We start from the raw sequence: 23,651 nt of genomic DNA, 5'->3' as shown, positions 1-23,651 counted from the left end.
CCTCACCTCACACAATGCCATACCGGGATTTCCGGCGGGCTTTCGCTTTGCTCATTGTCATCTGATCCTCCAGGCTGTACCTGGTGGCGTCAATGCTGTGATTGTTTTTATCGGGATATGATCCCTTGAAGTTGCCGTTTTTATCTCGCTCCAGCTCGCAGCTCGAAAACTCCCGAGCTGTATTAGGGCAAAAGCGTGGGTCGATAATGATCTCGTTGAGATCTTGTAGCCACTTGATTCCGTGGTCGACGGATCCCGGCCCTTTTTTAGCCCCGATGATCCGCAAGCCCAGCTCGCGAAACTCGTTGATCGTCCGCGGATCCTCGCTGTCCGCGACAACTAACTGGTTGAGCGGGTTCAACAGTTTGATCTGCTGGACTGCCTTAGCGTTGGACAGCCCAACCTGATACAACTCGCCGAAAATAAAAAGACGTCGGCGCGTCTTGTTGAAGTGATTTTTAACATAGGCCAGCGGATCTGCCGCAAAGCCGAAGTCTAAGCCATGATGAATCTTGTCAAAGACTGCCAGCTCATCGTCCGCAATCTCCCGGATCGTAACGTTATCGAATACCTGACCGCCTGTACCGGTTGCCTCACCGAGGTATTCGTGCTGGTAAGCCATCGGCTTGTTGCGCTTAAGCTCCTCAGCCTCGATGTAAAACTGTGGACCGAGCCACTCCCGTGGAACCGATCGGTAATCGCTGTGATGGACGATCGTGTCCTCCCGCGGCAGCAAAACATCCTGATTGACCCAGTTATTGATACTCTTTGGCGGGTTCCAGCTGTAGAAGACCCAGTACTGATCACCGCCGCGCATCAGAGACTGGTTGATCGTGCGCTCCTCCTCATCCCCATCAAACTCATCCCGCTCCTCGTACCAGGTGTACGCAAAGTAGCCATGTTGCAGCTTGACGGACTTGATCTTTTTTGGCTCATCAGCTCCACGGAAGACGATGCGCTGACCGGTTGGCAGATAGGTTAAGCCTAACGGCGAGTATTTAGGCCGCCAAAGGTGATCGACACCGAGCTTTTCAATCGCCCAAAGAAGCTGCTCAAATACCGACTCCTCAAGATACCTGCCAACTTTGCGCAGCACCATCGCGTTGGCGTCTGGATTGGACATCATGCCTAGCACAATCATGATGCTGATAAACGATGACTTGGTCGATCCACGGCCGCCGGCAAGCTTGTAGTGCGTGTGCTTGTGCTCAGTAACGTCCCAGTACAGATCGTAAAAAGACGGGGCAATCAGCTCCGTCAGTCTAATCCGTGTCAGTAGGTTTTGGGATGTCATTGATAATCTCCACTTTTAATGCTCCCTCAATGCTGATGTCCTGCTTATCCTTCCAGCGATCTGGCCTACGGTTCTTTAGCCAGTATATCTGCGCAGTGACATCCGGCAACACCTGCTTGGTTGTTGTTTTGGTCTTTGTACCATCAGGACCAACCTCAGTGCACACCTCATCATACTCATATCCAATCGCACGCTTATACAGCGCACTCTCGACTCGTGCATCCGCAACTTCTTTGTTGACGGTTAGTGTCTCCATCAGTTCTGGGTGCTCTTTTTTGTAGCCGCTAAACGTGCTCTCAGACACGCCGAGCTTTTTAGCAATGTCCCGCTCAATCGCGCCGTCACGCGCCCACTGAGCAATCAGATCCAGCTTAGGTTTTACGTGTGTCTCATATTTACCGCGCATCCTATCACCTCCTGATGCAATCGACACTTTTCGACAATTTTGTTGATTTTACGCAATATTTGTCCATCATTTTAATTTTTATGCTTTATACGGCTTAAATCCGGTGTTATTAGTTATTCTCTCAAATTAAAATAACCTTGGGAGGAGGAAAATAATGGAAAGATTATATCCTAAATGCTGCTTAAGCTGTTCTCACAGGCTGGAAGTTTATATCGCCCTGCTGAACACTCTTGAGCAGTTTTTTGATCTTACACCGGACGAGGATGATCGAGTTGACGCTCTTGTCATCCATGGCATCGCTGTGGAGCTGCTCAAGGAGTGCGGCATCGTCAACCAAGGCTACAACCTGTTGGCCAGTGCTCTGACTTATGCGGTGTTAGATCAGACATTGTTGCAAAATCTCAAGGGCCATCTCTACCCCAAGGTAGCTATTGCTCATCACACTACAGCCACGCGCGTCGAGCACAATATCCGCACATCAATCGAGGGAGCTTGGACCCGAGGTGATACCAGTGTGTTATCAAAGTATTTTGGTAACACTATCTTGTCTGCTAAAGGCAAGCCCACCAATCTACAGTTTTTGCTTGTGATGAGTGACATCGTACATAAGCGATGCATCATCCCACGCCATCCCGTCAAATAGGCCTCGTGCCTATTTTTTATTTAGTCCCGCAAGGCGATACGCGGGGCTGTGAGTTTGCAGGAAAGTTAGAAAGCAGAGGGGGAAAAGAACATCCTGCCGCATCCGACCAGAAGGAGAAAGAACCGGCCGGAAACCAAAGAAAAAGCACTCATCACTGAGTGCCTTGCGCAGATGGGTTCACTTAGAATTCATCCACCGCTATCCCTAATTCAATCCTGTGACTTACTCCCACCTGGGAGCCCAGCGTTACTCCGTGCCCGGCGCAAAGGCTTCTCATCACAGGCTCAGGCGCTGGCAGCCTATAGGATGCGTCCATCCGTCTGCACTGGCCATAATTACCGATCTCGCGCCGATCCCGTATCGTGGGGACGCTACTATCGACAAAATTTCACACTATCATTATATCACGTCAACCCCCGACCAATGGGGCAACTTTGATTTTCTGATAGCTTTTTTTATCTCTCGATTTACTTTTCTTCGCAGTGTAGATCTATCCATACCCAGATTTTCAGCCATACTTGATTGAGAACTCCCCAAGACCAGAAGACTGAATATCGCATCCTTGATAGAGATGCCATTGATCTTTTCATCGCTCATATGATCAAACACTCTGTCAATAGCTTCTATTCTTGTTTCAACAGCTACTAATTCGCGGATTTTCTTTTTTCCTGCTTCCCAGATATCAATTTTTTCATCATGTTTGGGATCTCTCGCATTTTCGTAAATCACCTCTCTCATTCGAGGTGATTTAATACCCAATCTGTCGTATATACTTTGAGCCTCGTCGTCCAGGATCGGCCTTATTTTCTGCAGATAGATGTAATCCCTCGCTTCTCGTTTGAAATGTTCACACTCATCTTTGATGGTTATCATCTAATCCTCCTATTCAGTTTTTTCCTCATCCGCTGGCTGCATCATAAACGCCAGCAGCTTATCAGGATTGTGACATACGCCGAATAGCTCGCAGGTGTCGCAATCATGCTCCCGGTTATTGAGATAACAACACGGGCCAATGCGCGAAAACTGCTCGCAAAGGACTGCGGCGTATTTCTCAAGATTGCGTCGGCTGCCATTGCCGACGCCAGCGAACACAAGGTTGTGGTCATCGATGTATTCATTGGCAAAAATTTTACGGGGATTATTTTTATAAAACGTCTGCATGCAGGGTACATTGTCGTTGATCGCGTCAAACTCTATCCCCTGATCCAGGCACCAATCAACGGCCTCTTGCAGCCGATCACCCTCTCGCATGGTGTTGAGGATGATCTGATCGCCTTTAGCCTTGCATTGCTTGGCATACTCCACAATCGGGTAGATTGGTTTGATGATCACTGGCCATTGAGTTACGGCCAGAGTGCCGTCAAAATCAAAAGCTACAATCTTGCTCATACTTATCTCCCTCTCTCTACCGCCCGCAGCTTGCGTCTGAGCCTTGAAAGATGGCGCTGCAGGTCTCTTTTGCGCATCGGCGACATTGTGTTAAGGATCTGCTTTTGCGTGGCCAGGATGGCCGCCTGGAGCTCAGCGGCGGTCATCACCTGTCACCTCCTAATTTGTCTATCAGCAGCACCGCCGCCACAAACGCGACGGCGAGCAGCGCGGGGATCATTGGTCATTGCTCCAATCCAGCGCCTGGCTGCAATCACAGCAATAATTACAGCCCCAGTCGTTAATTCCATATTCAAATTCTTTTTCACATCGTGGACAATAAGCCATATCATAAACAAGATTTCCTGATTCATCGTATCCATCAGCTTTGTAAATTAGCTTTCTTGGATTCGCTCTGTCTACCAGCTCCTGCAAAATATCGCTGGTAAACCCTGCAGTTTTAGTCAGCATATCAAGCTCTTTCTGATATTCACTCATTCTTTCACCTGCTTTTCAAGTGGTTCCAATGGGTTGGTGATATCATCGAGATATTGCAATCCATATCTATCAACTTGCTGCTGCAAGCCTAAGTTCTCGCGTTCAAGCTTTTCGATCTCAATTTCGAGACAAGCGATTATGGCTGTAAAGTCGTCTGATTTTTCCACTACGCCAGCCACCCTTGTTGCCGCTTTTCCAAAAAGCTCAGCTTCTTCCATAAGATTCATTTTTATCTCCTTTTCCGTCCCTTTTTAGGGCTCCGGATGTTCGTCGTTTTGCTGATGAGATTCAGTTTCTTTTTCATCTCGTCCTCCAATACCCAAGACTGGCTGCCATTTCTTCAAATTCGTCAATGTTTATCAATTCCGGATCGATTCCATTGTTCTCTGCAATTCTTTTCATTGCCGTCGATGGCTGGATCGCTTTCTTTTCCCATCCGCAAAAGACTGTTCGATCTTTTGCTGCAATTTTTTCTGATTTCTTAAATTTGATCATTTTTCATTTCCCTCACAAATTCAAGCATACAGGCACATCCGACAACATCTTTTCTTTAGCTGCTCTGTAAAACTCTTTCTTGATCTCAAACCCATAGCAATTCCGATTCAGCTCGGCGCAAGCTCTTAATGTGCTTCCGCTACCGGCCACCGGATCAATCACAACATCGCCTGGATCCGTGTAGATTTCAATCAGTCGTTTTAGCACTGGAACTGGCTTTTGTGTTGGGTGAATCTTCGGGTATTTTCCTGACTTATCCCACTCAAACCAATCCAGAATCATATTCCCACCGTTATTAAATTTAGGCAGTTTGTCACGATACAGGACAAGCGCTGTTTCTGTTGCGCCACAGATACGCATATTTGCTTTTAATACCTGCGACGATGATTTTTTTATGAAGAACAGCGGCTGTGTATGATTAAATCCAAATTGTTTGGCATAGTCTGTGATCTCGTTCAGTTGTTGCCAACTGCAGAAGATGATCATACACGGCGCTTTTCCTCTTTCCTTCGGCTCCGGACTGAGAAGCCGCGTGCCGAACTGGAAAAAGTTATAAATTTTGAAATCCTTGTCCGTGTCAAAGAATTCCTTTCCCGCCTTATCACTTTCGCCATTTTTGTTGTCGCCGCCAATATACCAATCAGAACGGCTTCCGTAAGCGTTGATCCCGATATTGTACGGTATATCCGCAATGATCAACTGCGCCCGTGGGATCTGGTATCGTTTGGCGTTTTCAAAGTGATCGTTATACAACTCAATCTTCATAACACTCCACCTCAACTAAAACGGGAGATCATCCGAGCTGATGTCCAGCGTTGGACCTGAGCTGTAATCCTCACCAAACGGATCCTGATACTCCGGATTGGCAAAACCTGTGCTGCCGTAGGTTGACGATGCACCGCGGCTGGCAGTGTTGGCAGATGTAGTGGATCCGCCGTTGTATAGTGACTTGCCACTCGCTTGCGATGACGCCTGCCGCTGGATCTCAACACGCTCACAGACGACTTCAGTAACGTTCACTTTCTGACCAGAGGCATTGTCATAGCTGCGCGTCTGGATCCGGCCATCCACCGCAAGCAGCGCACCCTTTTTTGCATAGTTGCAAATGTAGTCAGCGGACTGCCGCCAAGCCTGGCAGCTGATCCAGTCCGTGACAGCCTCGTCCTGCCCCTTGAGCTTTGGACGATCCACAGCCAGCTGAAAGCTGCAGACGGACAACCCAGACTGCGTCTTGCGCAGTTCAGGATCCCGGGCCAGCCGGCCGGTTAAGATTACTCTGTTAATCATTTCTTCTCCTCCTGTTCCCGCAGCTGCCTGCGGATTTCTTCAAACTCCTCACGGTCGAAATCCGTTTCTTCCGCGATTTCTTTTTCCGATCCGGTTTTCATCTGTTGGTAGTAATCCGGTAGCACGTCCTGCCGTTGTGATGTATAAGTGCTTTTCTGCTTAAGTGGATAAAATGTTTTCCATCCACGTTCAATGGTCTGATTAACGATCATTATTTTTGTCTGCTCGTCTTGAGCCAGCTTGTCCAGATTTTTAAGCGCAAGCTCCAACGCCCTGACGGTAAATCCATTCATGTCTTTTCGCATGCTGACAAAATCGTCAAGGGCTTTTCTGAGATCGAGATCAGGCGTGTATTCATCGACAAGCGACCTATATGTTTTTATATTCTTTTCATTCTTCTCATTCTTGTTTGTGGTTACTTGTTGGTTAGTCGTTGGTTGATCGCTGGTTGACTGCTGGTTAGTCGGCTGGTTAATTTGTCGGTTACTTTGAACCACGTCATCTTGAAAATCGTCCCATTTCACAATGGTTATCAGCGTTCCTCTGCTGGTTGATTGGGTGGTTATCTCGCCGGTTGATTTTAGACGCTTTAAACATGTCTTTATTGTCTGTTCTGAAAGCCCTGTTTCAGCTTGAATTTTGTTCCTTCCAACAAACAGCTGCCCTCTTCCGATAACCATTCCTTGCCACTTGTTTTCTTGGTGATTCGCCTTCAGAAGCAGATACAACCAGAGCTGCACCATCTCAGGTTTTTGGAACCATTGCCAGTCTAAGAATGTTCGGAACACCTTCACATATCCAATTTTTATGTATCCATTCACCTATAAAATACCCCCGCTTTTTCGACATACAAAACAAGGCGTTTTAAACTCTTTTAAAACCCTTTGTTTGAACAGATTCGGGTTAGCGTGACGGTCAGATAAGTGCATCAGAAAGATGCCTTTGCAGTTGCTGAGATCCAGTTTTTTGAGCTGATCGCAGGTATGCTTAATCGACATGTGGCTGTTTAAAATGCGCTCATAACGTTTGATATCGACCTCATTATGCTGCTCTTTGGCAGCCTCGTAAGCAAAGTGGATCACCTGGCCGTCATAGTTGGACTCAATAAATACATAATCAAACTGCTGCCGTGAAAGATCCTCCGCAAAGTATTTGCAATCATTGACAAACAGGATCATCTCCATATCGGTATAAATCACAAAACCCAGGCTATCCTCAGCGTCATGCTCAACGGCAAACGGGTAAACTCTGGTTTCCGCAGCGACGGTCTTAATCCTGCCGGCCTCCAGCAGTGTGTTCTGGTTCTCTCCAACGATCAACCGGTTGCCATACACACGCTTCCCGCGGCGTCGCAGATCGCCGGAAGCAGCGCAGTGGTCCTTGTGGTTATGCGTGATCAAAACAGCGTCCAAGGGCCGTAAGTCGAGCCCCTCAGAGGTCATACGGCGCAGAAGCTCAGCATAGGGAAGGCCAGCCTCCAGTAGCAGCACTACCGGAGGCAAGTCTTTACGATTTAATGTAATATGATAACAGTTGCCAGCGGATGAGCTGGCCAAACAACGGAATTCCATGATCAGAACGGATCAGCCGACACAGCGGCCTTCTCGGCTTCACTACGGATGATTTCCGGGGCCTTTTGTACGCTCTCGACCTGTTGAGGTATCACCGGGATATCGTCTTGTACTGGGCGGCTTCCGGCCTGCTCAGCGACTTCTGCGTCAACTGCTCCTTCTTTATCAATTCGATCGTCGCGATACTGATCGTAGTCTTCAAACGTAGATTCATACGCCTTGGCCATGAAAGCATCACTGAAATCCTTCGGGATCTTCTTGATCGCGTTATTTCTCATTTTGCGTAAAATCATCGCTTCGCGGGAGTGCGGTGCCCGCCAGGCTGGCGACATGATTTTTAATGCGTCCGGGTCCTCAAAGATCTGATCCAGCGTCATGTCTTTCAACCGGTCAATAATTTCAACCTTTTTCGCTTCCGTGTAATCTTTTGACTTGAGCAGATTATTGCTGATATGCGCCTGCAGGTTGACCTTAACCTCATCACGCTCAGAAATGTGATACTGAATTTGATCATCCTCATATCGGATCGGATAGACCACTCGCACAACCTTGCCGGTCATGCTTTTAGGCGTCCATGATGGCGGATCCAGGTTAATGCCCTTAAAGGCTGGATAGGTAAACTCATCACTTTCGCGGACTTCCCAGATCGGATAGACCTGTTTCACTCCTGCCCCATATTTGCGCAGAATTTTGTCGTTACCATCGCCCTCAATTCCAAATTCAAATTCTTTTGACCAGCCGGTTGCTGTTTTAACATTCCGCGTGATGACATAACATTCCCGTGGAGAAGCAGCGGCATTAAGGTTGAGCATGGCTGCCGTCTGCAAAATCGACGTGATGTTGGTCTGATTTATCTGTTTGATATCAAGACCTTCTTTATCGAGCAGTTCTTTCATTTTTGTTAACAAGTTAGCCACACATAATTTCTGATACTCTGAATACTGGATATTGAGCTTTAGTCCAGCTTCGACAACCATTTCCGTATAGGCAGTCTGTGTCTTCGCCAGTGCTGACTGGAAAGGCTGAGAGCTTGTGCTCTGAGCCTTTACTGGTGCATTACTCTTTATATCAGCCATATTGTTAAGCCTCCAGGCAGACATAGCCTGCTTTTTCTCCACGGTCGCCCTGAATGACCTCAAAGGTTACACGTTGGTTCTTTTCGGCCTTCTTGAAACCCTCAGCTTGGATGTCTGACCAGTGGAAGAAATAATCCTTCCCGTTGTCGCCGGCGATGAAACCATAACCCTTTTTGTCCTCAAAAAACTTGACTGTACCTTTAATCATAAACTTTTAGCCTCCCTTTCTTACGCTGTGATCAGCGTTACTTTGTTATAGTTGACGTCGTCAACTTTGGTCGTGATGATCTGCGCCTGTGTCGGAATCGCCGCCAGGCTGGCTGTGTCGAGCTTGTCGCACTCATCAAATATGTAAGGCAGATCCCCCAGCCCAAGGTGACGTTTAACGCACTCAGCAAGGTAGATGCCTGTCAGGATCTTTTCAGACCCTGAGCCATCCTCAAACGGTGTGTTTTTGTCCAACACAGACGGATAGCACACCTCATCCCAGCTGCCTTTTTTCAGATTGTATTTGATCAGAGTGAATTGAACACGATCACCAAACACGCTGGAAATACGACGCTGGAACAGTCCGAGCTTGATCTCTAAAAAGCGATCGATCAGGATGGACTGCTGCTCAAAGTCAATGAGCGTGTCCTCTTTTGCTTTAATTTGTATACACATGGCCGCAGCCTTTTTTTGCGTGGCCACGTAAGCGCCGTGATCGTTTAGGACGTTGTGATACTGTACAGAGTCAGCGTCTAACCGCTGGATCTCCGCTTGTACGTCAGCCATGGATGCCTGCTGATTTTTGATCAGATTGTCATAGCTATCCTGAGCCGCTTTCACAGCCTCTCTGAGCGCTATTGTCTGATCTGATTCAACTACCTCACTTAACTGTTTACGCAGCTGTCCGGCGCTGTCCTGAGCTTGCTGAGCGTCTTTTTCAAACTCGCGGATTTGTTGTTTGATCAGCGGTAAACTCTCCTCTGCGTCTACCTTTCCTTTTCGGAGTTCTTCAATTTTAAATCTCAGATTTTCAATGTCATTTTTCAGTTGCTTACCTTGCCGGACGATGTAATCAAGGTCTCGCTGTTTGTTTGCTTCCCACTGACTTCGATAGCTTTCAAGGGCATCTTGATTCAGCACATGGCCACAATTTGGGCACACTTCTTTTTGTGATTCTGGTTGCGTATATTCCTCGGCATTTCTGGTGTGATATTCCTGCAGTCGTTCTTGCCTACGAGCTTCCAACTCCGCGATCTGCTGTTCAATACTGGCACTCTTTTGATCATTGCCAAGAATTGCATTCTCAGCGGAAATCCGGCGCCGGATTAAATCCTGTGCTTGCCATGTGGCATCCTGTTGCACTTTTTGCAGTCTGTTGATCTCCGCCTCAATCTGCCTGTTATGCTCCTGTACTGCCTCCATGTCCTTTGTCCGGCTCTCGGCCAGCTTAAGAGTCAAATCAGACAGTTGGAGCTTTGCCTCGTTGATCCGCGGATTGTCCCGGCCAGACAGCTGTACCTGTAAACCTGCCACTTGCTTGTCAATTTGATTAAGCGCCTCTTGAGCCTCTTTGAGCAGTGCTGGATCTACGTCCTGTACAGACTCCAGACCTTTAACTTGTTGCTCACTTGCCTCAATATCCTTTTTAACCGCTGCGACTTGTTGCTTGACAAACTTTTGCGCAAGTCCTGGGTCATATTGATACCGGCTCATCAGATCCCGGATCATCAGCAGCGCCGGATCAGCCGCAAATACGTCCTCATTGCTCACATCACCGATGATCTCGACAATGAAGCTACGCAGTGTCTTATAGTCGCAGCCTTGTCCGATGTAGTACGGGTCAATCAATGCCCGGGTCAGATCAAATTTTGATGTCTCAAGCTGTCGATCAGTGCCCAGTAACTTAAGCAGCGCCTTTTTTGCCTCACCCTGTGTTTTGTACTTAGTGCCCTCTATCCAGTAATCGGTGGTATGTTGCAGATCACCTGGATCACCAGAACCTTGCTGACGTGGACGCCATCCCTTATAAACTTTTTTGAGTGTAAAGGTATCACAGACCAGCTCAACGCTGACCTCAGCCTCCTCGATGTAGCTGGGTTTAAACGACTGGTAGTCTGACGAGCCATCAAGCAACAGATCAGTTAATGCCCAATAGATCGCCAGGATGGTGTTTGTCTTGCCCTTGCGGTTTGGGCCCGCAAAGATGCTGCGGGATGTAAGATCATACTCGGCGTGTGCAATGTTTCGAAAATTATCAATAACTACTCTATTCAGGTTCATTTTCCGCACACCTCGCTCATGTCTTCAATAACAACCATTACCGCTTTTGAAGGTTCCCAGTCGTTTACAAACTCCGTAACCTTATCAAAATCTTTAGATCGAATCTGACTTCTTACCTTGACATTAGCAACCTGTTTCACATCTCGTCCGATTGCCTTATATAAATAGGAATACTGCTGTTTGTTGAGTTCCATTTGATGCACTTGTTTGACTTCGCGAACCCTGCTGGAAATCAAATTGTTCAAATATCCGTATTCACTCGGTGTCAACGGCGCATTCTCAGCGAGATTGCTCACCTTTCCTTCAAGTTCATTGATTCGCTTGTTATCTGTTTCCTGAACCTCAAACATCAGCTTCAGTGCAGCCATAGGATCTTTTGGTACTTCATAGCCACCAGTTTTCCGGATTGATGGGATGATCTCATCAGCAACTAACGCTTGAAATCGTTCTGCCACTTCATTCTTCGCCTTCATTGCCAAACGGTAAAATACGTTTTCAGGGATAAAACTGTCTTTCGCAACTTCCTGCGAAAATCTTTCTTTTCCCAACTTGTTGGGAAAGCGCAATTCTTCAAGATATTTAGTTACTGTTTCCCATCTTACATATTCGATCCCATTTTTTTCTTGGGTGAATCCAAGCCCTCTTGCTACTGTTTCCAGTTTCAAGTAAGCTGTTCCGTTTTCCTCATAGCATTCAATACCGTTGATGTTCATAATTTCATTCATAATTTTCTACCCTTTCTAATGTTTGATAATGCGCGCTGATCATGCAGCTGGTCAGAGCCAGCGCCATGATTGCGCCGGCGGTGATGACCATAACCGCTTTTACCCAGCGACGAAGTTTTCGCTTTTTCATTCGGCTTTATCTTCCCATTTCCCGCAGGTATCAGATGGCTTCCGGTCTTTTATCCTCGGGAATACACAGAATCCTGAATTGACTGGAATGAAAAGCTGCTTGAAGATATTGGTATGCTTCACTTTCGTATAGTTCTGATGGAAATGCTTGCAGTTGGCGCAGACGTGTTCTCGTCTGTCAATGTGATAGCAGTTAACTCGTTGGGTAACGCCTTCTTCTTCAATCTGAATGAGAATTTCTGTCATATAAAAAGCCTCCTGTTCTTCTTTTCCCGCTTTTAAAGCGTGCTTGAAAACACAAGAGGCTAATGGTATACTTTAACCGCCCCTTGTGGGTGTTGATTGGGTACGCATGCTATGTCGCCAAACTTAACTATGCGTGCCCAGTTTAAATCATTTCATTGATGAGCCATCTGACATATTCAGATCGGCTCATTTTCTTTTGTTTAGCCAATCTGTCTAATTTTTCCAATGTGCTTTTGTCAAATCTCAATTGCACCGGGATATCTTTTGGTTCACCTACAATGGGTCTGCCCATTTTCTTTTTTTCTGGCACGTTCCTCCTTTCCCTTAACTTCAACACTTTTGTATTGCGCTATGTGCCTATAATCATTATACATTTGTATTGCGTTAAGTCAAGGAGCTTTTTTATGACTTAGCCTCTCATTCAGTTTTCAAAGAACAAATTCCCGTGTTATCCTGCCAGCTGCTCCATCAACTGGACTATTGTGTAAGTATCGTCTGACTCTGACCATAAGTTGCGCTGTTGCGCCACCGTGGTCAGACCGTTGCTGTAGTAGTCAGTCATGATCTCCATCATACGCCTGAGGCCATCTGTGGCCGTGTCATATCTGCAATACCTAGATCCGCACCGGATGCCGGCCGGATTGTGCTTGGCCAGCCAGGCCGATGAGCTACCCCAGCCAGTCTCCAGTACAAATACCGCCGAGGCGTAGACTGGGCTGATCTGATACTCCTCTGCCAGCTCCAGCAGCGCAACCGGCACCACGCCGGCCGCCTTACCTGTTGGCTGCCACTCGTGCCAGCTGACATCCATGTTGGCAGTGTAGGCTGGCTCATCCGGCTGGTAAATAGCAGTCACGGTGATCGGCTGAGGTGATGGTGCATGTGCCTCAGCTTCTGCTGCTGGCAAATTGAGCGTCACACCAGCGGTAATCGCAGCTGTGAGGACTACCAGCACTGGGCGTTTAAGCCGATATTTTGTCATTTCATTCTCCTTTTTTACTATGCTGTGATCCATTATTTAAACCGTTGCAGCGGCTGGTCAGCATTTTTTACCTCGGCACTCGTCTACAAATTAATTTATAATTGGAGTAAAGGAGTGATTATTGTGACCTTTAAACAATGGATAAATGATTTTGATACAGTTTCGGATGACATCCGGCATGTAGTTTTGCGTCCTGATTTTCCAGAGGAAGATCGTTATCTTGATATGCTTGCCTGCATTGAGCAAACAAGCGTTAATTCTAAGGTTTTTTTGAGTCTTTTGAATTTGTATTTGACTGGTGTTGTGGTAAAATAGAGATGATCTCAAGGGCATTAAGATCATCTTGGATCCTCGGTTGCAGCCGAGGATTCTTTTTTTATGCCTAGGTACTCCTGTAGCTTTGCAGAGCTTATATGATAGGTCCAACCTTTTTCTGACTGCGCCGCAAAACCAAAGGGTACCCGGCCTTGTTGAAGAGCCAACCTTAAGGATTGTGGACTCATCTCGAGCTTTGCGGCCGCCAAGTAAACAGGCACTCTCCCGTCTGGCAGCTCCTCAGCTGTATTCCTAGCCATCACATTCTGCGGAAAAAACCATTCAATTTCTTTTCCTAGCGCGTCTGCGATCAGCTCCTGACGATCTTCCCGTGGGATTGATACACCAGACAGGTACTGGCTCAAACACGCCTTGGAGATACCTGTCCGGCGGCTCAGTTCAGCAGCTTTCAGATCAGCTTCGATCAAGGCTCGTTCGAGCCTCTTTGCGTATGACATTTCATTTCACCTCTTTCTTTAATAAGTGAATTCTTACAGGCTTCAATGGACTGGATTGAAGCCTTTTTTAATGCTTCGGAATCACGGAGTATTCGTTCTTTGCTTTCTCTCTGACATGTGCTCAGCAAGAGTATTCGTGTGATCAAATTAGGTAACTCCACTTTAAATAAATACTGTTGCTCCTCGGCAGGGCTTTTAAATTCCATCTACTCACCTCGCTTTCTTCTCTCGGTCATCTTCCTGCTGGCCTGGGTCTGGGCGATCTTTCCTGTGGTTTGAGATCAGGCAAACTGCCCGTCAGCATGAACGCCATACCCTTGCCCATACCAAGCAGTTCAGCTCTCAGAACATCGTCAGTCAAATGCTTGTCAATGTCTTTAAAAACTGGAAGCAAAGATTTCTCTTTTTTCGTTAACGACATTTTTTCACACTCCTTTCTGGTCTCATCAGTGCCGGCCTAACCGGCAGACCATCGGGTGTATTGCCCTAGGTTTCGACCTTTAATTTGTCAATAAATTCTTACATTCTTGTTGGTAATCTTTTTCTTTGTATAATGGAAGAAGGAGGCGTAATAAATTATGTTTAATTCGACGGAAGAAATTTATATCATTACATATAAATTCCTATGTATAGTGAAAAGCAACAGTTTCAACGATGCGATGGACTCTGTTTTAAATCCACTCTCCAGAAATGACTGTGACGATGTTTTGGATGTTTGTGTTAACAATAATTTGATAACTGGTATTGATTTACACAAAAACGATTATGGTAACTATTTAACTAACATCAGACACGCCGCTAGAATAACTCCACAAGGTATTCGCTTTATTGAACTCTACAATAAATACTCCAGTGAAGGAATTGATCCTTTAGTTCTCCTTCATGATTCAAGTAGTCTAATCATGTTTTTCAAAGACAAATACGATAAAGTACAAAGACGTAAATTCTGGATTGCAGGCTTCACTTTTTTATCCGGAGTTATTGCTACCAAATTAGTAGATTTATATCTCAAAGACTGCATAGAATGGCTTCTAAAACTATGGAAATGATGTGATATACAAAACTGCCCAATAGAAACCAAAACAATAATTCCTTTTTCTTCATCTTACACCTCCTTCACTTTGCGGTACTGTTTATTGACACAGTAATCATATATCCTGCAACAGTAATTGTCAAATGTTTTTTTACTGTTGCAGTAATTTTTTAGATATGCTATTATGAGATCGTTCAAAGGAGGTGAAACCGTGGCAAAAACTTTAAAATCCCCCGAAGTAAATGAGCGAATCAGATATTTGCGCGAAGAAATCCTTAAAGAAAAGCAAGGAGTTTACGCTGCTGATTTAGGTATTACGCAAGGCGCATATTCGGAAGTTGAAAATATGAGATCAAATCCGTCAGCTCGCCTTATTCGTGACATTTGCCTGCGAGATAACGTAAATAAGGAATGGCTGCTGGAAGGCAAAGAGCCTATCTTCTTGCCCGTTTCCCGCACACAAGAAATCGCAGGGTTTATGGGGGAGGTGATCAATGCAGAGAACACTGGAAGCTTCAAGCAGCAGCTGATCCACGTTTTAGCGCAGCTGAATGAAGAACAGTGGCAAGTTCTTGCAGATATGTATCAGCTATTGCTTAAAGAGCAGAACGAAAAAAAAGACTAGATTCTCATCTAGCCCTGGTCGCTTTTTGAACGAATTCATAAATAGCTTTCATTAGTTCAAAGCACTTAATCGTTCTTAGCATTTCGATTGTTTTGTTTCTATAATCATTGATATCCATCAGCTATCCCTCCTCGTATCCTCGTTGATATGCGGAAGGCTCCGGAGCCTCTGTATGATTCATATCTTACCAGTTACTGGAATTTTATTCAAGCAACTCAACTAGATAGATTAAACTCCTATTTATATCTATCTGGCTTACTATCAGCAAAATCTCAAAATCTAAAAAATTTTATCTATTAAAATCACCCCTGTTTCGATTTATCCGCGGTTGTCATCTGCCTAAATTATATCGCATGAATTAAATCGGCTAAAAAATTGTTACAAAGACTGTTTTTAGGCGGTTAATCGTAGGGTTTGATCAAATAGTAGCTTTTATAGGAAAAATTTGTAAATTCAACATTAGGAAACTTTTGCCATTAGGCGTTAAGGAGGAAGAAAATTATGAAAAAGTTTATCGCACTTAGCGCAGCTTTACTACTTTTCGTTGGTTGCGGACCAAACTCAAAAGCACCACAACAGATCAATAACCCTGAACCTACTCAGGCAACAGAAGATTCAGTTTTGGGACTTGGAGATTCATATATTTGTTCAGAATTTGAAGCCACTCTTGGCGTTGCTATAGAATGGTATGACACTGATGAAAGAACTTACTTCAAAGTTCCTATTCATATCAAAAATATTGGAGCGGATCAAAATTATTACAATTCCTTGTACAACACTTGGTATGATCCTACAGGTAATCAAATTCAGATGTACTCAACACTTATGGATGATGATCTTCAAGGGATGGGCGGCATGCTAAAAGATGCTGAAGCTGATTATTACTTATACGTCCCATATTCAGAAGATGGCACGTACACACTAATAACAAACGATTTTACAAATAAATATAAATTCGAGATTGAAGTAAAAAAATAACCAGCTATTTCGCAAAAAAGCCCACCGGTTGCAGCCGGCAGGCGAGAAGAATCAGACTGCAATCCGATCCTTCAGCATAGTAAAAATGACTTGGTCGGTCATCCCTTTTACTATGCCTCTATTTTACGATAAAAGGAGGCTTTTTGCAATGAAACGAAGACCAAACGGAACCGGATCTGTGATCAAGCTCTCTGGAGCACGTCGGAAACCCTATGAAGTCCGCGGGCCGGTGAAAGGCTATACTGATAAGGGTTACCCGATATTTGATCGGATCGGGTACGCAGAGACCTACGATCAGGGACTTGAAATGCTGATCGAGTACAACAAGAGTCCTTATGATCCGTTGGAGCGCAGAATAACGCTTGAAGAACTTTTTAACCGCTGGAAAGCAGATGCAGCTCCAAAACTTGGGGAGAAAAATCAGCGTGCACTGTCCAGCGCCTATAAACATATAAACTCACTGAGCCAAAAACAATATATTGAAATCACATCCAATCAGATGCAGTTGACAATTGATCGTTGCGGCAAAGGATACAGCACACAGGGCATTATAAAGGCGCTGTGGGGACATTTAGATAAGTACGCTTATAGCTTAGACGTTATCATAAAAAAACGTTCTGAGGAGCTTACATCGGCCCCTATAGCCCCGCAAGAAAAAACACCTTATACAGATAAAGAAATTGAATGGCTGTGGAATCATATAAACGACATGCCTATCATCACGGATGTACTAATCTTATTGTATACCGGATTCCGAATCCGAGAATATTTGAGCATTGATGCCTCGGTGGTAGATCTCGAAGATATGATTATTACTGGCGGCATTAAAACCGCTGCTGGTAAAAATCGAATTGTGCCTATCCACCCCAGGATACAACCGCTGGTTAAGACAAGACTAGAAGCAAACAAGCAGTATATCTCGGTTAATCAGTTGGGCTTGCAGATGAGCTATCTGACATTTAGCAAACGTTTCAAAGAACTGTGTGTTCTGACTGGTATTCCCCACACGATTCACGAAACGCGGCACACGTTTAGAACACGGTTGGACAATGCCGGCGCTAACGAAAAATGCATGGATCTGCTGATGGGGCACACTTCCAACAGCACTGGAAAACGAGTCTACACACATAAGACAATTACAGAATTAAGAGACACTGTATTACTATTAAAGTAGCATAAACTAGTGACAAACTAGTGACAAATATATTAAAAAGCCTTTATTTAAAAGGCTTTTTTGATAAGATAAACATATTGTGCCATACTCTGACCTCCTGTTTCGTCCTGTTCTAGTCCTGTTTTAATCCCAAATCGTTTCGCAGTTAAGTTGTTTCGCGGATTCAAGAAAATGTCTTGAACCCCTGCAGAATTAACCTCTCCATTTCTTTTTATTGATCAAAAAAAGAGTACCCTGGGCCACATTACAAAAGTAAGAGGTGCGGGTACTACGGTCACTATCAGTATACACAATATGCAAGAAAATGGAAACGGAAACTCCGCGATTATTTTCCCATCGTTCTTTCATCCGCGAATAAGATTTAAAGCTGATTCCGCCGCTTTTCCCCACTGCCCTACTGAGCAATTTACCTTTATCCTGCGTTGTTTGCTGTGATATCCATTCCGGACAGCCGAAATGATTTCTTTATCGCGGCTCTGCCGCCAGCATCACAGATGTTCTGACCTGTTCCCAGACCTTCTGCAGCCGCTCCTGCTGGCCGCTCAGATGCCACCATCCGGCTAACGCTTCAAAGCCCGTCGAAATTCGATAAATCTGAACGTCGGTATGCTTTGGAACACTGCCGCTTTTGAAATTGCGTCCGCGGCGGAAGATTTCTTCCTCCTCCTCACTCAGCTCACCGGCATCATGCAGCTGCTCGTAAAATCGCGCCTGAGCTTTCGCACTGACAAACTGAACGCTTAAGCGCTGCAGGTCCTTGGCCCGGCCATACCCCAGCTCCACTAAATATTCCCGCACAAGCAGCGACCACACCGCATCGCCGATATAGGCCAGCGTACTTCCGGACAATTCGTTAAGCTGCATTACATCAATCCTCGTTCGATCAGGATCGCCCGCTTCGCGTCCGCCGCGGCAAAATCTTTTTCTGCCTTGGCTGCGTTCCATTGAGCGAAAACCTGTTTGTCATCCTCGCTCAGCTCCACCTTCGGCAGACGAATGCCCAAGATTTCCAGCATCGCTTCCAGCGCCGCGGTTTGCGCACCGACCTGATCCCACTGGATTTCCCGCTGGCGTAATGCCTGATTCAATTTTTTCACCGTTTCAAAAATTTCCGCATATCCATTCGGCGTGTTGAGATCATCGTTCATCGCGGCAATAAACCGCTGCACCGCTTCTTCATCGCGGCCGCTCAACTCAGTACCTGCCAGCTGGCTCTTGATATACGCCTGCTTCATCGGCATTCTGACCTTATCCAGCTCCTTGCGGGCCGTTTCAATCGTTTCATCCGAGAAGTTCAGTTCCCCGCGGTAGTGCACGCTCAGCATCAGCCAGCGCACCAAATCGGCACCCAGCTTTTCAATGACATCTTTTGCCCAGGACACATTGCCCAGTGATTTTGACATTTTTTCACCATTGATATTGATCATTGCATTATGCAGCCAATAACGGGCAATCGAATTGTGGAAAAGTGCCTGCGATTGGGCGACTTCATTTTCATGATGCGGGAAGCGCAGATCCATGCCGCCGCCGTGGATATCGATCTGATCGCCGAATTCCTTGTGGATCATCACGACGCATTCTGTATGCCAGCCCGGACGGCCTTCTCCCCAAGGAGACTGCCACTTAATCCCCATATCGGTTTCTTTCCACAAGGCGAAATCCAGCGGATTTTCCTTTTTGGCATTTTCTTCAATCCGCGCACCGACCTGCAGGTCTTCCAGATTCTGCTTCGAGAAAGTACCGTAGGAAGGAACGCTGCTGACGCGGAAATACACATCGCCGCCCACAGCATAAGCATGACCGGTACTGACCAGTTCGTCGATGAAGTGAATGATTTCATCCATCGTTTCCGTCACCCGCGGAGTAGCGTACAGCGTTTCAGTATTTAAGCTTTCCCGAACCTTTTGGTAGGCTTCGATATACCTTGCCGAAATCATGCCCTCCGGGACGTTTTCCTCATGCGCTTTCTTGATGATCTTGTCATCCACATCCGTGTAGTTGGACACATATTTTACCGTGTAGCCCTGTGCCTCAAATAACCGGCGCAGCGTATCAAAAACAATAATCGGCCGGGCATTGCCGATGTGGGCATGGTTGTAGACCGTCGGTCCGCAGACATACATGCTGACCTCATTCGGTTTGATCGGCTGAAATTCTTCAATTTTCCCCGACAGGGTGTTGTAAAGACGTATACTCATTACTGTTTTCCTCCTTTAAATTAAGCTTGTCCCTTTGAACAGGTTGACAGATGTTTTTCCACAATGGTGAAAATCCAGTTTTCCACAAAAAAAGCATCTCCCGTCAAGAGACGCTTTCCGCGCGGTTCCACTCTTCTTGAACAGAAAGACTTCTGTTCCGCTCATTCTGCCGTTAACGCCGGCTGCGGCCATCCTACTTATTTCAGATTAGCCCTCCAAGAGGCATTCATCCCGGCGCTCCCTGGTCTTTTCACCTGCCAGACCTTCTCTTTGCGAAGCTTTCCCGGATTACTCGTTCTCATCATCGGTTTTCCTTTTTTATTCTACCACTTTTTATTCAGAATTTCCCGCTTTTTCATCGCATACTCGGACTCGGATATAATTCCTTCGTCTGCCAGTGCTTTCAGCTTTCTTAACTGCTCCGCCGGATCCCCCTCCGCTTGGGTTTCTTGTTCCGGCAATGTTTCGGTTATGATTTCATGTTCGGCAATGCCGCCGCGTTTTAACGCGAAGAGCCCGTAAAGGATGCTGATTGTTCCGCCGATCAATCCAAACCCCATGAAAAACAGGCCTGGACTCAGCGATGGGCCGCCAAAACCCATCCCCATCGAATCATGAAAACCAAGCATTGAGGAAGCAAAAATTCCAAAAACAATGAAGAGAACCCCGCCGACGATGTTGCCTATCGCTCCTGAACGCGTGCTGCGGATTTCGGTTTTTCGTTTCATGTTATCTCCCTGACCTTCCGTTTTAGATCCATCATCTAGCCTTCTGATTAAGCTCAGTATACCCCAAAATTTGCCCTGAATCAACTTGAGCTTAGGCCTGGACTCGCTGGTTCAGGTTCTTATGTTTTAATCTGATAGCCGCAAAGGTTTCGCAGATCATTCCGGCACTGCCCGATTTACAGAGTTTTATTTTCCTTGATCGCACCCTTGCGCCATTTCAGCTGCAGCTTTTCGATCAAGCCTGTCTTATAGCGCAGCGACAGATAACCTACAAACGACATGATGAACGCACCCAGACAATCGACAATCAGATCCTTCATCGTATCCATTAAAGCTGCCCGGCCGATAAACGGCGTCCCATTTTCCAGCATGAACTTCTGCATGTTCAAATGCAGAATTCCATCAAATGTGAATTCATAGATTTCCCAAAAGACACCTAACGTCACCGCAAAGCAAAAAGCAAACACGGCGACGAACACCGGCGAAAGATTCATCGGAATCTTTTCCGACTTATTCAGAATCGTGACAAAGGAAAAACCCAGCGCTCCTAACATTCCACCGCTGAAAGTATGCAGAATCGTATCCCAATGCGGCACGTTGTAATAGAATGCCCGAACTTCCCCCAAATAGATCGCACAGTACAGAAAGATGGCATACAACAAAAGCATGTAGCTGGGAATCTGGATCTGGATTTTATGTTCGATAAAGTCCGGCAGCCGCATCGCCACCACGCCCAATATACACTGCACCAGCATCAGCACGTAGTCGCTCTTGACACGCACATCATCAGCCATGGCCTCAGAAGGCGCCAAAATGATCCGAACAGCTAAGAAGATGACGGACATAATCATCGTAATAAAGACGAAGTTATAAATAAACGAATTCCAGTTGAATTTTTTCTTCATGCGTTTTCCCTCTTTCCAAACATATTTCCTATTTTAATCAGGCTCTCTGTCACTTGCAATCTTTTCTCTTCAATTCTATTCAAAATCGTTCAACTGTCAAAATTTAACTCTGTCTTTTAGCCTGAGCTTTTGCCTTATTCACCATGCTTCCACGACAAAAATCAGAAACCGCAAGTTCCAAATGAACCCGTGATTTCTGATTTTCAAATTGACGGATGAAAGAAGCTTATTCAGCTTCTTCTTTGCTGCGCCGACGGCTGCGGCCGGCTTTTTTCTTCTCTTCCAGCATTTTATTAAAGTTGACAATGCCGGTCTTTGCGGTTTCTTCCAGTTGGTCGATCGCTACTTCACCGCTCATCCGTAAGCCCAGGCATTCCATGACCATCGGCAGATTCATCCCGGTCAGCACCGTGACCTTCTCATTCAGCACAAAAGCAGACTGATTGCACGGTGTACCGCCTAACAGATCAGCGAAGACCAACACGCCTTCTCCGGTATTCACTTCATCGACAGCTTCCTGCAGCCGCCCGCGGAAGTCTTCCGGATCATCCTGGGTATTCAATACCAGCGCTTTCATCTGCGGAATGTTCTCGCCAAAGAAAATCTCTGCGGTTTTTAACATGCCTTCGGCTAACGGACCATGACTGATTAATAAAATTCCCTGCATTTCTACCTCCTCGCAGCCTCGTTGAGGACTGCCTCCTTTTTGCGCATTTGATTCTTGGTTATTTAGTCTTGTTTTTCAGAGCTGTGATATTCCTGTTTTCGATGGGGATGGATCAGTTCACCGATGACTTCCACGGCCTGCTGAATCTGATCACAGTCTACCTGCACATCGAATTTGCCGCCCGGCATTTCACAGGTCATCGTTGCGGGATCCGCCGTACTGATTAAAATGCCCTCGTTCCAGCTGCGGATCAGACTGTCGTCATTTTCCTGCAAGCTTTGCACTGTCAGTGATGGCCAAGCTTCGGCAAGTGCTTCCTGCAGCCTAGTCGGTTTGCCTTTCAGCATCACACAAAGCGCTTTTTCCCGACCCAGCTGATGGATGTAAACCAGTCCTGCCTGCGGAAAATTCTCACGCAGCTGCCTGAGCCCCAGCTCGGTTCCCGTTTCTTCCAGGAAACAGAAGGCAACCGGTTCTTTCCGATATTGCCGGGCACATTCCAACAGCGCAAACATCGCCGCGTTTTTCCCGGCATTGCCCACAGCCTGCCGCCGTCCCAGCCAGAAGGCCAGCAAAAACACGCCGGCTGCCAGAACAAACAGAAACCACCGGCCTTCCTGTTTAGCCCCCGCGATGCAAAGCAGCACGCCCATGATGGCTAACAGCACCGTCAGCACCAGCGATACCGTCAGATTATCCAGCTGATTTCTGCGGTTTGCCGACTGGTTTAAAAGCTGTTGACGAGCGGGAATCAGCCGGGCTTCCCGCAGGTTAAAATCTGCGGCGACAATGACCTTGGCATGCGTGGGATCGCCGCCGAGCAGCTGTTGTCCATGGATGCCCTTTTTCCCCATCAGCGTCACCGGATATCCCAGGGCGCTGAACATTTCACTCAGCTGATACAGCGTGCGTTTTTTCTGTTTCGGACTCTTGCGCCGCGCCATCCTTTGCGACAGCACCAGCAGCCTTTCCTTCATGTTATCCTGCCCATCCATAGCGACTCTTTCCTTTCCCAGTGAGAAAAGGCCGACAAACACCGTCGGCCCTGTTCATTAAAACTTTACGAGATCATGAACCAGCTTTTTTGTATATTCCGGGGAAATCTGATGCGTGAGCAGAACACCATGATCTTCCAGAAAACGGAATGCTTCCTTATCTTTGTCATCGACAAACAGGCATGCTTCCGCTTTGACCTTATTTTCGTTGTCTTTGGCATACATGCCGCTGATGCAGATTTCCTGCATCGAGTAGCCCAGCTTGACCAATTCCACAGCGTCAAAGATCTCTTTGAATACGACCATCACGCGGTAGTCTTCCAGCTCATCGCCGGTCAATAAGTCATACGCGTCCTCCGGGGAAACGGCGTCGACATCTGCATTGAGCGCCGCCAGTTCCAGCAGCATGACCTGCGTCGGATCATTTGCCGTTTTTTCGTTGACCACCACAAATTCTTCAATGTTCAGCGCCCGTGCAAAGTTACTGACCTGACCATGCAGCATTCTTCCGTCCAGCCGATACTGAATCACTGCCATATTTTATTTCTCCTTTCAAATCGTAATGAATTCCGCCCCTGCATGAAATG

The 23,651-nt window shown here is 46.4% G+C and carries 35 protein-coding genes and 1 other annotated feature; of the genes, 6 read left to right on the top strand and 29 right to left on the bottom strand.

Annotation, left to right across the window (positions count from 1 at the left end):
* Positions 1-7: 7 nt before the first annotated feature.
* Both MCG46_RS01295 and MCG46_RS01290 read right to left on the bottom strand, forming a co-directional pair.
* Positions 8-1,294 (bottom strand): PBSX family phage terminase large subunit, encoded by a 1,287-nt coding sequence (locus tag MCG46_RS01295; RefSeq protein ID WP_240276907.1) that lies wholly within the window; start codon positions 1,292-1,294, stop codon positions 8-10.
* Positions 1,263-1,700: a hypothetical protein gene (locus tag MCG46_RS01290; protein ID WP_240276905.1), complete on the bottom strand. Its 438-nt coding sequence runs from the start codon at positions 1,698-1,700 to the stop codon at positions 1,263-1,265. The genes MCG46_RS01295 and MCG46_RS01290 overlap by 32 nt, the downstream gene beginning before the upstream one ends.
* Before the next feature lie 154 nt (positions 1,701-1,854).
* On the opposite strand from MCG46_RS01290, the gene MCG46_RS01285 reads away from it, so the two are divergent.
* Positions 1,855-2,343, top strand: coding sequence for a sporulation initiation factor Spo0A C-terminal domain-containing protein (locus MCG46_RS01285; RefSeq protein ID WP_240276903.1), 489 nt, complete (start codon positions 1,855-1,857; stop codon positions 2,341-2,343).
* 399 nt (positions 2,344-2,742) lie between these two features.
* Here MCG46_RS01285 and MCG46_RS01280 read toward each other — a convergent pair whose 3' ends face one another.
* From MCG46_RS01280 to MCG46_RS01195, 18 genes are all read right to left on the bottom strand, one after another.
* Positions 2,743-3,216 carry a hypothetical protein gene (locus MCG46_RS01280; protein WP_117894241.1) on the bottom strand — a complete coding sequence of 158 codons (474 nt, stop codon included), beginning with the start codon at positions 3,214-3,216 and terminating at the stop codon, positions 2,743-2,745.
* A 9-nt stretch (positions 3,217-3,225) separates the two neighbouring features.
* Positions 3,226-3,732, bottom strand: coding sequence for a hypothetical protein (locus MCG46_RS01275; protein ID WP_240276901.1), 507 nt, complete (start codon positions 3,730-3,732; stop codon positions 3,226-3,228).
* Positions 3,733-3,734: 2 nt separating this feature from the next.
* A complete protein-coding gene (locus MCG46_RS01270) occupies positions 3,735-3,878 on the bottom strand; it encodes a hypothetical protein (protein ID WP_240276899.1) in 144 nt (47 codons plus the stop codon).
* Positions 3,879-3,948: 70 nt separating this feature from the next.
* Complete coding sequence (locus tag MCG46_RS01265) at positions 3,949-4,209, bottom strand: hypothetical protein (protein WP_240276897.1); 261 nt, start codon at positions 4,207-4,209, stop codon at positions 3,949-3,951.
* Positions 4,206-4,436 (bottom strand): hypothetical protein, encoded by a 231-nt coding sequence (locus MCG46_RS01260; RefSeq protein ID WP_240276895.1) that lies wholly within the window; start codon positions 4,434-4,436, stop codon positions 4,206-4,208. The genes MCG46_RS01265 and MCG46_RS01260 overlap by 4 nt, the downstream gene beginning before the upstream one ends.
* Before the next feature lie 73 nt (positions 4,437-4,509).
* Positions 4,510-4,704 (bottom strand): hypothetical protein, encoded by a 195-nt coding sequence (locus MCG46_RS01255; RefSeq protein WP_072685732.1) that lies wholly within the window; start codon positions 4,702-4,704, stop codon positions 4,510-4,512.
* 12 nt (positions 4,705-4,716) lie between these two features.
* Complete coding sequence (locus MCG46_RS01250) at positions 4,717-5,469, bottom strand: DNA-methyltransferase (RefSeq protein WP_240276893.1); 753 nt, start codon at positions 5,467-5,469, stop codon at positions 4,717-4,719.
* Between the two features lie 15 nt (positions 5,470-5,484).
* Entirely contained in the window at positions 5,485-5,991 is a 507-nt protein-coding gene (gene ssb, locus MCG46_RS01245; RefSeq protein ID WP_240276891.1) for a single-stranded DNA-binding protein, read from the bottom strand.
* The gene (locus MCG46_RS01240) at positions 5,988-6,812 is read right to left on the bottom strand and encodes a hypothetical protein (RefSeq protein WP_240276889.1); all 825 of its coding nucleotides are present in this window, start codon (positions 6,810-6,812) and stop codon (positions 5,988-5,990) included. The genes ssb and MCG46_RS01240 overlap by 4 nt, the downstream gene beginning before the upstream one ends.
* Complete coding sequence (locus MCG46_RS01235) at positions 6,813-7,547, bottom strand: MBL fold metallo-hydrolase (protein ID WP_240276887.1); 735 nt, start codon at positions 7,545-7,547, stop codon at positions 6,813-6,815.
* Between the two features lie 17 nt (positions 7,548-7,564).
* Positions 7,565-8,638: a hypothetical protein gene (locus MCG46_RS01230; RefSeq protein WP_240276885.1), complete on the bottom strand. Its 1,074-nt coding sequence runs from the start codon at positions 8,636-8,638 to the stop codon at positions 7,565-7,567.
* Between the two features lie 4 nt (positions 8,639-8,642).
* Positions 8,643-8,846, bottom strand: coding sequence for a cold-shock protein (locus MCG46_RS01225; RefSeq protein ID WP_240276883.1), 204 nt, complete (start codon positions 8,844-8,846; stop codon positions 8,643-8,645).
* 20 nt (positions 8,847-8,866) lie between these two features.
* On the bottom strand, positions 8,867-10,906 hold the full coding sequence (locus MCG46_RS01220; protein WP_240276880.1) for a hypothetical protein: 2,040 nt from the start codon (positions 10,904-10,906) through the stop codon (positions 8,867-8,869).
* A complete protein-coding gene (locus MCG46_RS01215) occupies positions 10,903-11,631 on the bottom strand; it encodes an ORF6C domain-containing protein (protein WP_240276878.1) in 729 nt (242 codons plus the stop codon). The genes MCG46_RS01220 and MCG46_RS01215 overlap by 4 nt, the downstream gene beginning before the upstream one ends.
* Positions 11,624-11,761 (bottom strand): hypothetical protein, encoded by a 138-nt coding sequence (locus tag MCG46_RS01210; protein ID WP_240276874.1) that lies wholly within the window; start codon positions 11,759-11,761, stop codon positions 11,624-11,626. Before MCG46_RS01210 ends, MCG46_RS01215 begins: the two co-directional genes overlap by 8 nt.
* A complete protein-coding gene (locus MCG46_RS01205; protein WP_240276872.1) occupies positions 11,758-12,006 on the bottom strand; it encodes a hypothetical protein in 249 nt (82 codons plus the stop codon). The genes MCG46_RS01210 and MCG46_RS01205 overlap by 4 nt, the downstream gene beginning before the upstream one ends.
* Before the next feature lie 142 nt (positions 12,007-12,148).
* The gene (locus MCG46_RS01200) at positions 12,149-12,298 is read right to left on the bottom strand and encodes a CopG family transcriptional regulator (protein WP_240281431.1); all 150 of its coding nucleotides are present in this window, start codon (positions 12,296-12,298) and stop codon (positions 12,149-12,151) included.
* A gap of 156 nt (positions 12,299-12,454) precedes the next feature.
* Positions 12,455-12,988 (bottom strand): glucosaminidase domain-containing protein, encoded by a 534-nt coding sequence (locus tag MCG46_RS01195; RefSeq protein WP_240276870.1) that lies wholly within the window; start codon positions 12,986-12,988, stop codon positions 12,455-12,457.
* 123 nt (positions 12,989-13,111) lie between these two features.
* Between MCG46_RS01195 and MCG46_RS01190 the strand changes: the two genes are divergently transcribed.
* Positions 13,112-13,303, top strand: coding sequence for a hypothetical protein (locus MCG46_RS01190; protein WP_240276869.1), 192 nt, complete (start codon positions 13,112-13,114; stop codon positions 13,301-13,303).
* Positions 13,304-13,326: 23 nt separating this feature from the next.
* On the opposite strand, the gene MCG46_RS01185 is transcribed toward MCG46_RS01190, so the two are convergent.
* Both MCG46_RS01185 and MCG46_RS01180 read right to left on the bottom strand, forming a co-directional pair.
* Positions 13,327-13,761: a helix-turn-helix domain-containing protein gene (locus tag MCG46_RS01185; RefSeq protein ID WP_240276868.1), complete on the bottom strand. Its 435-nt coding sequence runs from the start codon at positions 13,759-13,761 to the stop codon at positions 13,327-13,329.
* 232 nt (positions 13,762-13,993) lie between these two features.
* Entirely contained in the window at positions 13,994-14,182 is a 189-nt protein-coding gene (locus MCG46_RS01180) for a hypothetical protein (RefSeq protein WP_240276867.1), read from the bottom strand.
* 157 nt (positions 14,183-14,339) lie between these two features.
* Between MCG46_RS01180 and MCG46_RS01175 the strand changes: the two genes are divergently transcribed.
* The 4 genes from MCG46_RS01175 to MCG46_RS01160 all read left to right on the top strand — a co-directional run bounded on the left by MCG46_RS01175 (position 14,340) and on the right by MCG46_RS01160 (position 17,571).
* Positions 14,340-14,810 (top strand): hypothetical protein, encoded by a 471-nt coding sequence (locus MCG46_RS01175; protein ID WP_240276866.1) that lies wholly within the window; start codon positions 14,340-14,342, stop codon positions 14,808-14,810.
* A gap of 195 nt (positions 14,811-15,005) precedes the next feature.
* The gene (locus MCG46_RS01170; protein ID WP_195397834.1) at positions 15,006-15,419 is read left to right on the top strand and encodes a helix-turn-helix domain-containing protein; all 414 of its coding nucleotides are present in this window, start codon (positions 15,006-15,008) and stop codon (positions 15,417-15,419) included.
* A 501-nt stretch (positions 15,420-15,920) separates the two neighbouring features.
* Entirely contained in the window at positions 15,921-16,397 is a 477-nt protein-coding gene (locus MCG46_RS01165; protein WP_195397833.1) for a hypothetical protein, read from the top strand.
* Positions 16,398-16,545: 148 nt separating this feature from the next.
* On the top strand, positions 16,546-17,571 hold the full coding sequence (locus MCG46_RS01160) for a tyrosine-type recombinase/integrase (RefSeq protein WP_195397832.1): 1,026 nt from the start codon (positions 16,546-16,548) through the stop codon (positions 17,569-17,571).
* Between the two features lie 465 nt (positions 17,572-18,036).
* Here the strand turns inward: MCG46_RS01160 and MCG46_RS01155 are convergent, their stop codons facing one another.
* From MCG46_RS01155 to MCG46_RS01125, 7 genes are all read right to left on the bottom strand, one after another.
* Positions 18,037-18,435, bottom strand: a complete 399-nt coding sequence (locus MCG46_RS01155) for a Mini-ribonuclease 3 (protein ID WP_240276865.1) — start codon at positions 18,433-18,435, stop codon at positions 18,037-18,039.
* The gene (cysS, locus tag MCG46_RS01150; protein ID WP_275890940.1) at positions 18,435-19,769 is read right to left on the bottom strand and encodes a cysteine--tRNA ligase; all 1,335 of its coding nucleotides are present in this window, start codon (positions 19,767-19,769) and stop codon (positions 18,435-18,437) included. The genes MCG46_RS01155 and cysS overlap by 1 nt, the downstream gene beginning before the upstream one ends.
* A gap of 103 nt (positions 19,770-19,872) precedes the next feature.
* Positions 19,873-20,083: a binding site (T-box leader), on the bottom strand.
* Between the two features lie 9 nt (positions 20,084-20,092).
* Complete coding sequence (locus tag MCG46_RS01145; RefSeq protein WP_240276858.1) at positions 20,093-20,497, bottom strand: SHOCT domain-containing protein; 405 nt, start codon at positions 20,495-20,497, stop codon at positions 20,093-20,095.
* Between the two features lie 176 nt (positions 20,498-20,673).
* The gene (locus MCG46_RS01140; protein WP_154238473.1) at positions 20,674-21,402 is read right to left on the bottom strand and encodes a hypothetical protein; all 729 of its coding nucleotides are present in this window, start codon (positions 21,400-21,402) and stop codon (positions 20,674-20,676) included.
* 226 nt (positions 21,403-21,628) lie between these two features.
* The gene (locus MCG46_RS01135) at positions 21,629-22,069 is read right to left on the bottom strand and encodes a PTS sugar transporter subunit IIA (RefSeq protein ID WP_240276857.1); all 441 of its coding nucleotides are present in this window, start codon (positions 22,067-22,069) and stop codon (positions 21,629-21,631) included.
* Positions 22,070-22,131: 62 nt separating this feature from the next.
* Positions 22,132-23,064: a hypothetical protein gene (locus tag MCG46_RS01130; RefSeq protein ID WP_240276855.1), complete on the bottom strand. Its 933-nt coding sequence runs from the start codon at positions 23,062-23,064 to the stop codon at positions 22,132-22,134.
* Between the two features lie 57 nt (positions 23,065-23,121).
* Positions 23,122-23,601: a PTS sugar transporter subunit IIB gene (locus tag MCG46_RS01125; protein ID WP_240276853.1), complete on the bottom strand. Its 480-nt coding sequence runs from the start codon at positions 23,599-23,601 to the stop codon at positions 23,122-23,124.
* Between the last annotated feature and the right edge of the window lie 50 nt (positions 23,602-23,651).

The organism is Holdemania massiliensis (assembly GCF_022440805.1).
In the GTDB taxonomy this organism is placed as follows: domain Bacteria; phylum Bacillota_I; class Bacilli_A; order Erysipelotrichales; family Erysipelotrichaceae; genus Holdemania; species Holdemania massiliensis_A.
The sequence above is the reverse complement of the archived record's forward strand: the minus strand, read 5'-3'. Positions and strand labels throughout refer to the sequence as shown.